Raw genomic sequence first — 12,364 nt, 5'->3', positions numbered from 1 at the left:
TAGGAGTATGGCGTTGGCAGAAAAATATCGATTACCACTCACCTCATTGAGCTTCGCACGATCCGTGTATGAGCGTCCGGTGACCGAGCATGACCAGCCTGACCTGCTACCACAGGTCATGGCCGACCCGCAGAGTCGAGTGATGCTGCTTTCCGAGCTTGGTGCTGCGCTAAACGGCGAATCGTTGTTTTTGATCCCAGGCCCGGACTATCAGGCGTCCGGGCAGGAAAAATTCGTCTACCTTGGCCGTGACAAGCAGCACTTATTTGTTTTAGCTATTGTCGACTCCTCGGTGCTTGATGAACGGACCGAGTCATCATGGACCACGCTGCGAGACGCATTTAATGTTCTCGATGCGGCTCAGGCCGAGTTGTTTGTTGAGGCCCAGGCAATAGCCAACTGGAGACGCAACGAAGTGTTCTGTCCCCGGTGCGGTTCCGAACTTCGGTCCTCTACCTCCGGTTGGGTGCAACGCTGCGTGGACAATGGCCACGAGCTGTTCCCGCGCACCGACCCGGCGGTGATCGCCGCCATCGTCGATTCCGAAGATCGTTTGCTGCTCGGTGCCAACAGCATGTTCAAATCCAAGATGTACTCGGTCCTAGCTGGTTTTGTCGAAGCAGGAGAATCACTTGAGTCTGCGGTGCGTCGAGAGATCTTTGAGGAATCAGGGGTACACGTAGGCGATGTTGCCTACCGTGGGTCCCAGCCATGGCCAATGCCGCGCTCACTCATGCTGGGTTTCACCGGCGAGGCACTGAGCACGCAGCTGGTACCTGACGGTGCCGAGATACTCGATCTTCGCTGGTTCACCCGCGAACAACTCGGCTCCGAATTGAGCGCCGGCACCCTGCAAATTCCGCGCGGTATTTCCATCGCACACGCACTGATCCGTAACTGGTACGGAGAAGCCCTCCCGGAGGCCCAAAGCAAGTGACCGAGCAAGAAAATATAACGGCCCCCGATCTTTTGGCAGGGCTTGACGCCGAACAGCGGCTCGCGGCCGAGACCCTGAGCGGCCCAATATGCATCCTTGCCGGTGCCGGGACCGGCAAAACCCGCGCCATCACACACCGCATAGCGCACGGTGTGCATACCGGGGTCTACAACCCGACCAGCGTGCTGGCCCTGACCTTCACGACCCGTGCCGCATCCGAGATGCGCACACGGCTTCGCTTGCTGGGGGCGCCGGGCGTCCAGACCCGGACATTCCACGCCGCTGCGCTTCGGCAGCTGCAGTACTTCTGGCCGCAGTCGGTCGGTGGGACGTTGCCAAACTTGGTGGAGCACAAGGCGCCGCTCATCGCTGAATCCGCGCGCCGACTTCGAATTTCGAGCGACCGCGCCATGGTGCGCGACCTTGCCTCCGAAATCGAATGGGCCAAGGTATCGATGCATTCTCCCGAAAGCTACGCCAAGGTCGCTGCCAGCAGAGATCTGCCCAACGGCTTGGAACCGGTGAGCATGGCACGCATCTTCCAAACCTATGAGGAACTCAAAGACGACCGTAGCGTGATCGACTTTGAAGATGTTTTGCTGCTTACCAGCGCAATTCTTGAAGAAGACGAGAAAGTCGCTGCCAACGTCAGGTCCCAGTATCGACATTTCGTGGTGGATGAGTACCAGGATGTTTCGCCGCTGCAACAGCGGCTGCTCGACCTGTGGCTCGGTGGGCGCGACGAACTGTGTGTGGTGGGCGATGCCTCCCAGACGATCTATTCGTTCACCGGTGCCCGACCTGATTACCTGTTGAACTTCGGCACCCGATTCCCCGAAGCAACCGTCGTCAAGCTCGTGCGTGACTACCGTTCGACACCCGAGGTGGTGAATCTGGCGAATAAGGTGTTGTCCATGCGCCGGATAGAAACTTCGATGCCTGATCCGACCGTCATTTGGCCAGAACCCTTGGAACTCATTGCCCAGCGCGAGCATGGACCCAGTCCTGAATTTTTCGAGGCTGCCGACGATGAACAGGAAGCGGATGAGGTTGCACAACGCATCAAGGCGCTAGTCAAAGACGGGCAAGACGTCTCTGAAATCTCGGTGCTATACCGCACCAACGGTCAGTCTCAAGCCTTTGAACAAGCGCTCACGGCGCACGGAATTTCCTACGTCATGCGTGGCGCCGAGCGGTTTTTCTCGAGGCGTGAAGTCAAAGAGGGAATGCTTGCACTCCGCGCCGCATTAAATGTTGCAGGAGACTTGTCGGTGCCTCAGCTGGTGCGCGATGTGCTCTCCTCGCACGGGTATGCTCCGGAAGCTCCCACCGGCAGCACCGGTGCGGTACGCCAACGGTGGGAATCGTTATCCGCCCTCGTGCGACTGGCCGACGACCTGGTTGCCGGCAAAGGCGACCAGGGGCACGAAGTGACCTTGCGCGATGTGGTCCGCGAACTTGAAGAACGCGCCGCGACACAACATGCGCCGACCTTGGACGGCGTCACGCTCGCGTCCTTCCACGCGGCGAAGGGCCTTGAATGGGACGTTGTTTTCTTGGCAGGCCTCAGCGAGGGACTCGTACCGATCACCTATGCGAAGGACCAGGCTGGCTACGATGAAGAACGTAGGCTGCTCTACGTAGGAATTACTCGTGCGCGCATACGGCTCTACCTGTCGTGGTCCTTAGCCCGGACCCCGGGTGGCCGGGCGCATCGATATCCGTCGAGATTCCTGGACGGGATTAAATCTGTGCGGCAGGCCAGCAGCCGGCAGCAAGCACCGGTTCGCCGCAAGCAGCAGAAACTCACGCCATCTGTTTGCGCCGGTTGCGGATCATTTTTGACCACTGCGAAGGAACGGAAACTCAAACGATGTTCCTCTTGCCCCGCCGCGTACGACGAAGCGCTCTTTGAGCAGCTGCGTAGCTGGCGAGCCTCGGTGGCCCAGAGCAATTCGATTCCCGCATTTGTGATTTTCACCGATGCGACGCTCATGGCAATCTCGGAGCATCGACCGAATTCGGTCCAAGGGCTGGGCAAAATCTCAGGAGTGGGGCGCAGCAAACTTGAACGCTACGGTGAAGCGGTACTGGCGGTTTTGGCCGAATACCAAGGCTAGTTATCGACAGCTCGCAGGGAATGAAAAATCGGTTCACCTACGTGGACCTATGGTGAGCTCATAAGCGACAAACCATCGCAAACCTGTGAAGGATAGAAGTGGAGGCACCCGATGCCGGCATACCCTCAGACCGTTGATTTTATCGCCGCGGATGACATCCCGGTCCGTATCGTACGTTCGAGCAAACGAAAGAAGACCATCTCCTCGCAATGGCGCGAGGACCGGTTGGTCGTTCAGGTGCCCGCGGCGCTGAATGAAAGCACGGAGCGCGCATTCGTGGACGAAATGCTCAAGAAATACCGCCAGCGTAAGAGCCGACAATCGGCGGCCATCACCGAGGACTCGTTGATGGAACGGGCCACATATTTGGACCTAAGGTATCTTGATGGGCTGGCTAATCCGGTATCGGTGCGTTGGGTCAATAATCAAAATAAACGGTGGGGCTCTGCCACCCCAATCCAGCGGACCATCCGACTTTCCGCCAAACTGAAGTATGCCCCGAATTGGGTGCAAGACTATGTTTTGGTCCATGAGCTAGTCCATTTGGCAACGCCGGGCCAAGGGCACGGAAAAAGGTTCCAGGATCTGCTGGACCGGTTCGAAAGAAGAGCCGAAGCGGACCAGTATCTCGCCGGATTCAGCGCAGGTTTCCGCGCACATGCCAAAGAAAACGGACAGACCGATACCGAAACTGGCGGGTTTGACGATCTCGACGACAAGTGACCTGCGATTTTGAGGTCCGCTCCAACGAAAAGTAGGGGGTCCAAGCAGCTTGAGCTGCTTGGACCCCCTACTTACATCAGAGCTCTTAGTTAGTTCTTCGGATCGTCTGGATTAGAATCCTCAGGGTTTTCGACTTCAGGTTCCGGCTTATCGAATCCGCCATCGAGTAGCTTGCCTAGCGCGGCGTCAAACTCGTCATATTCAGATGCAGCCGACTCTCGGCGCTTGGTAAAGCCCGCCGGCTCGCTGAGATCTTCGGCCGTAGGCATCAAATCGGGGTGGTCCCAAATAGCATCTCGGCCTTCGGTACCACGTTCCTCATGGAGGTGTTCCCAGAGGGCGGCAGCCTCACGAAGCTTGCGCGGACGCAGTTCCAAGCCGACCAGCGAAGCAAATGCTGATTCAGCAGGACCACCAGAGGCACGGCGACGGCGCATGGTTTCTCGAAGGTGAGCCGCGAATGGCAAGTTGGCGGCCGCGAGCGACACAACGTGGTCGACCCAACCTTCGATCAGTGCCAGCGTCAGTTCGAGATTTTCAAGTGCCTTTTCCTGCTGGCCTGTGCGCTCTGGCGTAAACAGCCCTTCGCCGAGCAGTTCCTGCAGGTTCTCCGGATTTGACGGATCGATGCCGCGAACTGCTTCTTCGACACGTGACATATCGATATGAATGCCACGTGAGTAAGACTCGACCGCTCCGATGAGTTTCGAAGAAAGCCATGGAACCCGATTGAATAGTCGCGCATGAGCGTGCTCGCGCAGAATCACGTAGAGCAGCACTTCCTGCTCAGGGATTTCCAACCCCTCGCCAAAGTTGGCAACGTTGGCGGCGACCAGGCCGGGTGTCGTTCCTGCCAGGGGCAACCCGATATCGGTGCCTCCAAGCACATCCTTGGCTAAGCCGCCTAGGGCAGTTCCCAGCTGCATTCCAAACATGCTGGAACCAAGATTTCGGAACATCGCATCGGAGTTGCCGAGCATGCCCTTCATCTCTTCTGGGATTTGGTCCTTCATTGCGCTGGTGATTGCACGGGTCACGGATTCGGCCACCGGTTCGGTGACCTTCTTCCAAACACCCAAAGTTTTGTCGTACCAGCGTTTGCGAGTCCAGACTTCGGTAGCTTCGCCCTTGGACTCAAAAGCCGTGGCGTTATTGAGCCACAGATCGGCCAGATAGGAAGCGTCGACAATGGCGCTTTTGCGCGAGTCAGAAACTTCGGGGTCTTCACCGGCATAGGACTGAAGCGCGGTATCCGAAGCAAGCTTCCAATTCACCGGCCCTTCAGAGGCATTGTTCTGCATCATTGCCGACATCATTGCTTGTGCCTGCTGCATCATTTGCTGCATAGCGGCGGGATCCTGTGAACCCATCGCTTCGCGAAGCTGAGGCGGGAGATCGTTTGGGTCGAAACTGCCACCGAAGAGCTGTGAGAACATCGCTGACATTGGATCCTGCGGATTGTTTTCGTCGTCGTCACCGTCGGGTCGGTTATTCGGAGGGTTCTGTGCCATGTCATTAAAAGTACCCCCTACGCCTGAGAGTTCACATCGATGCAAGCCTGAGTTCGCTTTCGGCACATCGAATACTCCTTATAGCTGATGAAGTTCTGCATGGGCTTTCAGTAGGCTAGAGGGGGTGGCGTTTGTGAAAGCGCCCCTGAAATATTTTTGAGCGGCGGGAGCAAGGTCAGTGCACGAACAGGAACCATCATCCACGAAGGGCGCGAGCCCGAATTTGGGTACGCAAGTTCCTGGTTCCAAGCCCGTGAAAACCACGATCGCAGGGACACTAGCCCTGCTGTTGGTTGGTCTGATCCTCTTCTTACCCACCAACTTTGTCGTGCGCACACCTGGACCAGTGCTGAACACGCTGGGGGAGTACGAGGGCAAGGAGCTCATCACCATCGACGGTGCCAAGAGCTTTCAGTCCAACAGCATTTTGGACATGACGACCATTTACGTTCAAGGCGGTGGGCAGAATCGGGTGTCAACCCCGGTGATTCTCGAAGCGCTATTTAATCCGAACAAAGATATCGTCCCGGAAGAGACCATGATTCCGCGTGGAGTTACTAGCGAAGAACGTGGCGCGGCCAACGATTCGATGATGGTTTCTTCACAAGAATTGTCGATTGCAGCAGCCATGAATGAGCTGGGGCACGAATATTCCACTTGGTTGGAAGTCGCGGATTTCTCCACGGATACCAATAGGGATTCATTAAAGCCAGGAGATAGGTTGCTGGGGTTCGAAGGAAAACCAGTATCCAACTTGGAAGACTTGAAGGCAGACCTCAATGAGCGTGGAGATCAGCCAAGCACGATGACGGTTCGCAGGGCCTCCGGTGAGGGTGAGCCGAAGGAGACTGAGGTCAGCGTCACCACGTCAGCCAATGCAGAGGGCTCTCGCCAGCTTGGGGTCTACTTGAGCAGCGCCTTTGATTTTCCCATCGACGTGAAATTTGGCGTGGAAGAGGTCGGAGGCCCGAGCGCCGGCATGATGTTCGCCTTGGCGATCATTGATCGGTTGACCGAAGGATCGCTGGCCGGAGAGCATCACATCGCCGGGACCGGAGAGATTACCGCCGAGGGTAAAGTCGGGCCTATCGGAGGGATTGCCCAGAAGATGGTCGCCGCGAAGGCAGATGGTGCGACGGTCTTCCTAGCGCCGTCAGAGAACTGCTCGGATGTACAAGGACGAGTGCCGAACGGGCTGCATGTCGTAAAGGTGGGCACGCTGCATGAAGCACGGCAGGCGCTGACGAAAATTGAGCAAGGAGCCGACCCCACCACGTTGGAATCCTGCTCATAGATCCACTCGACACCATTCATACAACTTGGTGTCTGAAGCTTAGTAAGTACAGTGATAGATATACGAGTTCTGGCGTTAGCAAAGGCGTGCGGGACATTTAGGTAAGGAATGAATAGTGTCATACGGATCGGATAGTCCGTTCGGGGGTCCACCGAGACCCCAAGGGCCGCAACAACCTTCTAAGCCCGCAAATAAAAAGGCGTCTCCACTGACGCTGACGGTATTTGCGGTGGTCATCTTGGTGGCCGTGTTTGTCTTCCTCTCGAACTTCTACGCAGATATCCTCTGGTTCAATCAGCTGGGATTCTCGGAAGTCTATTGGACCGAGCGCATCGCCAAACTCATCATCTTCTTCATTGCGTTGGTCTTGATGGCCGTGCCGATGTGGTTCTCTATGCGCAGCGCGTACAAGCATCGCCCTGTCTACGCACCGGAGACGAGTCGTCCAGACTCCATGTCCCGCTACCAAGCGCAGCTCGAACCGGTTCGCCGTTTCCTCATGATCGGCATTCCTGCAGTGGTGGGTTTGTTCTCAGCCATCGCGGTAGCCGGACAATGGCAGACCATTATGTTGTTCCTCAACCGGGTTCCATTCGGATCCACCGATCCGCAGTTCAATATGGACCTGGGATTCTTTATCTTCACCCTGCCATTCATCGGATTGATTACCGGATTCTTGATTTCTGTAGTTCTGCTCGGCGGAGTTGCAGGATTGCTAACGCATTACCTCTACGGTGGCATTCGCGTTGAAGAACGTGGCGGCATCACGGTGGGCAAGGCTGCCCGTGTGCATACCGCAGTGGTCGTGGCAGTGTTCCTGCTACTCCAGGCTGTCAATTTCTGGATCTCTCAGTACGAGACGCTTAACAATCAGTCCGGGCGCGTAGCCGGTGCACTGTACAAAGACGTTCACGCGGTCATCCCTGCACGGATGATTCTGGCAATTGTCGCAATTCTGATCGCAGTTACCTTCGTGATTGCGGCGTTCAACGGTCGCTGGCGCTTGCCACTGATTGGTACCGCCATGCTCGTGGTGACGATGATTGTCGCCGGCGGCGTTTACCCATTCCTGATACAGCAGTACCAAGTGGTTCCTTCGCAGCGTACGTTGGAACGCGAATATATTGATCGAAATATCCAGATGACGCGTGAGGCCTTTGGCTTGGACGATGTCGAAGTCACTCCGTACGACGCCAAGGTCAGCACCGAGAAGAACGCGTTGGCTAAGGAAACGGAAACAACGGCGAATATTCGCTTGTTGGACCCTAACTTGGTTTCTGCCGCATTTGCGCAGCTGCAACAGTTCCGTGGGTACTACACCTTCCCTGAAACTTTGAATGTTGACCGCTACGAAATTGACGGAAAAGTCGAAGATACGGTTATCGCCGCACGTGAAGTCAACGTCAACCCCAATGACACCTGGGTGAACCAGCACATTACCTACACCCACGGTTACGGGCTGGTTGCTGCTTACGGTAACCGCGTAGCTGCCGGTGGCCGCCCCGACTTTATGCTCGGAGGCATTCCGTCCACCGGTGATTTGATCACCGAAGAAGAATACGAGCCGCGCATTTACTTCGGTGAGAACTCTCCTGAGTACTCGGTAGTTGGCGGTCCGGAAGGCTGGACCGATCAGGAGCTTGACCGTCCAAGCGCTGGTGGCGAGGGCGAAGACACCCGCTACACCTTCCAGGGAGAAGGCGGCCCTAACGTAGGCAACCTGTTCAACCGTGTGGTGTATGCGTTGAAGTTCGCTTCTACAGACCTATTGCTCTCCAACGCGGTCAACGATGAATCACAGATTCTGTACGACCGTAACCCGCGCGATCGCGTGAGCAAGGTAGCCCCGTACCTGACGCTCGATTCCAGTGCCTACCCGGCAATTATCGATGGGCGAGTCAAATGGATCGTCGACGGCTACACCACCTCAAATGATTTCCCCTATGCACAGCAGCAGCAGATTGAATCGGCTGTTTCCGACTCGCTGACTAACGCTTCAGATTTCGATCGATTGTCGGGTCGCGTGAACTATATGCGTAACTCGGTCAAGGCTACCGTTGACGCCTACGACGGCAAGGTTGATCTGTACGCGTGGGATACCGAAGACCCAATCTTGCAGGCTTGGCAAAAGGTCTTCCCTACTGCCGTCCAGCCGCTGGATAACATTTCCGGTGATCTGATGGAGCACGTGCGTTACCCGGAAGATATGTTCAAGGTTCAGCGCGAAGTCCTCACGACTTACCACGTTGATGACCCCGACGCGTTCTACGAGTCCAATGACGCGTGGGCGGTGCCGGATGATCCGACCTCTTCAACTCAGGGAGTGAAGCAGCCTCCTTACTTCCTGTCATTGAAGATGCCAACTCAAGATGCGGCATCGTTCTCGCTGACTTCCACCTTCATTCCACAGGCAGCAGCCAACGGGCAACAGCGTAACGTGCTGTTCGGCTTCCTATCAGCGAATGCAGACGCGGGCAGTGAAGATGGCGTGAAGACAGAAGACTACGGCAAGCTTCGCTTGTTGGAGCTCCCTCGCGATACGGCAGTACCTGGCCCAGGCCAGGCACAGCAGAACTTTGATACCAACCCACGTGTGACCACAGAGTTGAACCTGTTGCGCCAGGGTGCTTCCGAGGTGAAGAGCGGTAACCTGCTCTCGCTGCCAGTCGGCGGCGGTATCCTCTACGTTCAGCCGGTATATGTTCAGTCCTCGGGCCAGACCAGTTACCCAACCTTGCGTAAGGTGCTAGTTGCCTTCGGTGACCAGGTTGGCTTCGCGAATACGCTCTCAGAAGCTCTCGACGAGGTCTTTGGTGGCGATTCGGGCGCCGTAACCGGTGAGAACGGTGATGGTGCGACACCAGAAGAACAGCCGGGGGAGAGCGAACAGCCTACGCAGTCTGAAACCCAGAAGCTAACGGATGCTCTGGATGCGGCAAATGCCGCGATCCAGAAGTCTGACGAAGCTCTGAAGGCTGGCGACTTCGCCACCTACGGCGAAGCACAGAAGGAACTTCAGGAGGCCCTGAGCCGTGCCTTGGAAGCTGACGCTGCCATCAACGGCGAAGCTGCCCCGGAAGGTGAAGTACAGACTAGCTCCGAAGCCCCGGAAGCTCCGAGCGAGTCCGCTGAGCCTAACGACGCTAATAACGGATAGTCATGTTCGTAAGCTGAACCCCCGATTTGCATTCCACTCCGCGATGATGAAGAATAGTCTAGTCATCGCGGGGTGGAGCAGTTCGGTAGCTCGCCGGGCTCATAACCCGGAGGTCATAGGTTCAAATCCTATCCCCGCCACTTATGGGACAAGTCGAGAATGATTCGGCGATGACCAAGCAAAATCCCCCAGTCTTCGGACTGGGGGATTTTGCTTTTCTGCAGCTTAAATAGGGATCCTCTTTTCAACGTTCCGTACGCGCCCGAATGATGAATTTGGGTACGCGACACCAAGGGAAGGCTAAGCGGGGATCGGCGGCAAGCTCACCGCCGCGCAGCGGTGCGGTGACGCAATATGCACGAATGAGGAAGCACCTCTGGTAGGTCCCTAATCCGCGGCACAGGCCTTGGCGGTTCGTGGCCCCATCGTTCCGGTTCATTGGTTGAGGCTGAACCCTAAGCAGGTACGAAGCTAGAAGCTAGTTGCGCCACGCTATAGGCCTTCGCATTCAACGGATTGAGTCTCCGCAGGGACCAGCGGGCAAGCAGCATTTTCCGTAATGTACCCATGCAAGGCCGAATGCGGTGCGGCCGATCAGCGGCAGCTTCGAGCAAGAAGCAGAAACTTTTAGAGCAACTTCCCGGGCTTAGATTCGCCTTGTGACTAAGGACATGTCAGCTCAATTAGGCATGAGGTTTACTAGTTGGTAATGTTGTATTTACCGACGCGGGGTGGAGCAGTTCGGTAGCTCGCCGGGCTCATAACCCGGAGGTCATAGGTTCAAATCCTATCCCCGCCACAGAGAAAAGTGGAGATCCGAATGGATCTCCACTTTTGCTTTAAGCCATGAGCTGGTGATCCGGCATCGTTACCGGGGAGTAATTCCTCCAAGCCAGGGGTCATAACGCGCCGACCAGCGTTCAAGACTTCGAAACGGGCATGATCTGGACTTCGAAAGCAAGCTGCGTGAGGTCCAGAAACCCCGAACTCGCCGGATTGTGGGTAGATTTCTTCGCTCCTACGGATAGTTCTATGCCGACATGCTTTTGCCCGAGGGCGTATGTGGTGGCCGGGGCCTTCGGCTTCGCCGGCGAGCCTCAAATCTTATTCGACTAGCTTAGGATTCGGAGAAAACTACACGCTATTTGCCGGCTAAGGGCTCACCTGCCGGCGCGATGCGATGAACTGAGGAAAACAATCTCAGTTGGGGGTAGTGGCTGCAGGGTCAATTGATCTGTCCTGCGTTCTGGAATCATAGGACGTTGGGCTGCGCCGGTCTAGCGCTATTTCTTGAAGCCTGAATTTAACGTCAAGAAAAGTGTTGGGCTTGGCTACTCGGATTAGCTCTCATTCAATGAATTCCATTTAGCAGGTGATCCGCCCCAGGAAGTCCGCGTTCAGATCAATTTTTAGGCACCATAATCGATCTCCGATCCATGCATTGAGAACCGTTGATTTTCGCCGCTTAGGCCGACATAGCACCACTGTGATGTACGACATGGCCCCTCGATTCGCCATACGGTTTACGAGTTGGTAATGTTGTATTTACCGACGCGGGGTGGAGCAGTTCGGTAGCTCGCCGGGCTCATAACCCGGAGGTCATAGGTTCAAATCCTATCCCCGCCACAGAGAAAAAGTGGAGATCCGAATGGATCTCCACTTTTGTTTTAACTCATGGAACTGAACGAAAAGAAAGGCGCCGGAACGGAAATATCATTCTGACCCGGCGCCACTATTCATTTCGATGAGCTTAGCTCTCCAAGGCTCCGGTCTGGTTGGCCTTCAGAGCCGCCAGGCGAGCCTCAACCTCAGTCTGTTCACCAAGATCCTCCAAGGACTCAAACTGAGCGTCCAGACTCGACGAGGCGAGTTCGGAAGCACCGATCACCTTTGCCTCTTCACGGCGAATCTTTTCCTCGAACCGGCTGATCTCGCTGGTCGGATCCATGAGGTTCACGGACTTGACGGCTTCGTTGACCTGGTTCTGTGCATGGGCAGCTTTGGAACGAGCGATCAACTCGTCGCGCTTGCTGACAAGTTCAATGCGCTTTTCCTTCATCTGGTTCAAGCCGGTCTTCAGCTTCTCAACGATTTCACGCTGCGAGTTGATGGTCGGGTTGGCGGATTTCATCTCGCTTTCGGACTGCATCTGACGCTGGATCGCTACCTTGGCCAAATTATCAAATTTGGCGGCGTTGGCTGAGTCAGCAGCTGCGCGGAATTCATCAGCCTTATTGGAAGCGGCGAGTGCTTTGGTGCCCCACTCAGTGACCGCCTGTTCGTCCTCGCGGTAGTCATCTTCCAACATTCGCAGGTTGCCAATGGTCTGCGCCACAGCCTGCTCGGCTTCGGCAATGTTGTCGGTGTAGTCGCGGACCATCTGGTCCATCATCTTCTCAGGATCTTCGGCTGAATCTAGGATGGCGTTGATGTTGGCTTTTGCCAGCTGGGCAACGCGTCCGAAAAGTGATTGCTTGGTCATGGTTGGACCTTTCTATACGAAATAGTGCTGCTGAAATTTGCGTACTACTTGGGATAAACCGCGTATCTCTAGAAACTACCGCCGGCTCCGCCTCCGAAGCCTCCACCACCTCCGCCGCCGCCGAACCCGCCGCCGAAGCC

7 protein-coding genes and 3 tRNA genes are annotated in these 12,364 nt (G+C 56.0%); 8 read left to right on the top strand and 2 right to left on the bottom strand.

Annotated features, from left to right (window positions below; genetic code table 11):
- Window positions 1-7: 7 nt before the first annotated feature.
- From nudC to CQ017_RS05985, 3 genes are all read left to right on the top strand, one after another.
- Window positions 8-937, top strand: a complete 930-nt coding sequence (gene nudC / locus CQ017_RS05995) for an NAD(+) diphosphatase (RefSeq protein ID WP_105553000.1) — start codon at window positions 8-10, stop codon at window positions 935-937.
- Window positions 934-3,057, top strand: coding sequence for an ATP-dependent DNA helicase UvrD2 (locus CQ017_RS05990; protein ID WP_096284610.1), 2,124 nt, complete (start codon window positions 934-936; stop codon window positions 3,055-3,057). Before nudC ends, CQ017_RS05990 begins: the two co-directional genes overlap by 4 nt.
- 111 nt (window positions 3,058-3,168) lie before the next feature.
- The gene (locus CQ017_RS05985; RefSeq protein WP_105552999.1) at window positions 3,169-3,780 is read left to right on the top strand and encodes a M48 family metallopeptidase; all 612 of its coding nucleotides are present in this window, start codon (window positions 3,169-3,171) and stop codon (window positions 3,778-3,780) included.
- Window positions 3,781-3,869: 89 nt separating this feature from the next.
- Here the strand turns inward: CQ017_RS05985 and CQ017_RS05980 are convergent, their stop codons facing one another.
- Window positions 3,870-5,291, bottom strand: coding sequence for a zinc-dependent metalloprotease (locus tag CQ017_RS05980; RefSeq protein ID WP_096284615.1), 1,422 nt, complete (start codon window positions 5,289-5,291; stop codon window positions 3,870-3,872).
- A gap of 253 nt (window positions 5,292-5,544) precedes the next feature.
- Here CQ017_RS05980 and CQ017_RS05975 point away from each other — a divergent pair, with 253 nt between their 5' ends.
- The 5 genes from CQ017_RS05975 (at window position 5,545) to CQ017_RS05955 (ending at window position 11,368) form a co-directional block, all read left to right on the top strand.
- Window positions 5,545-6,585 (top strand): PDZ domain-containing protein, encoded by a 1,041-nt coding sequence (locus CQ017_RS05975; RefSeq protein ID WP_146112437.1) that lies wholly within the window; start codon window positions 5,545-5,547, stop codon window positions 6,583-6,585.
- A gap of 115 nt (window positions 6,586-6,700) precedes the next feature.
- Window positions 6,701-9,742 (top strand): UPF0182 family protein, encoded by a 3,042-nt coding sequence (locus CQ017_RS05970; protein WP_105552997.1) that lies wholly within the window; start codon window positions 6,701-6,703, stop codon window positions 9,740-9,742.
- A gap of 66 nt (window positions 9,743-9,808) precedes the next feature.
- Window positions 9,809-9,882: transfer RNA gene (locus tag CQ017_RS05965), tRNA-Met, on the top strand.
- 585 nt (window positions 9,883-10,467) lie between these two features.
- A tRNA-Met gene (locus CQ017_RS05960) sits at window positions 10,468-10,541 on the top strand.
- Window positions 10,542-11,294: 753 nt separating this feature from the next.
- Window positions 11,295-11,368 (top strand) — tRNA-Met (locus CQ017_RS05955).
- A gap of 124 nt (window positions 11,369-11,492) precedes the next feature.
- Here the strand turns inward: CQ017_RS05955 and CQ017_RS05950 are convergent.
- Window positions 11,493-12,224, bottom strand: a complete 732-nt coding sequence (locus tag CQ017_RS05950; RefSeq protein ID WP_096284621.1) for a PspA/IM30 family protein — start codon at window positions 12,222-12,224, stop codon at window positions 11,493-11,495.
- Window positions 12,225-12,364 lie beyond the last annotated feature (140 nt).

It is taken from the genome of Arthrobacter sp. MYb224 (genome assembly GCF_002975455.1).
Taxonomy (GTDB): Bacteria; Actinomycetota; Actinomycetes; order Actinomycetales; family Micrococcaceae; genus Glutamicibacter.
The sequence above is the reverse complement of the archived record's forward strand: the minus strand, read 5'-3'. Positions and strand labels throughout refer to the sequence as shown.

Bases quoted from the DNA above. Each gene is read 5' to 3' on its own strand.
- CQ017_RS05985 (WP_105552999.1), top strand. From the start codon at position 3,169: ATGCCGGCATACCCTCAGACCGTTGATTTTATCGCCGCGGATGACATC.
- CQ017_RS05980 (WP_096284615.1), bottom strand. From the start codon at position 5,291: ATGGCACAGAACCCTCCGAATAACCGACCCGACGGTGACGACGACGAA.
- CQ017_RS05950 (WP_096284621.1), bottom strand. From the start codon at position 12,224: ATGACCAAGCAATCACTTTTCGGACGCGTTGCCCAGCTGGCAAAAGCC.
- nudC (WP_105553000.1), top strand. From the start codon at position 8: ATGGCGTTGGCAGAAAAATATCGATTACCACTCACCTCATTGAGCTTC.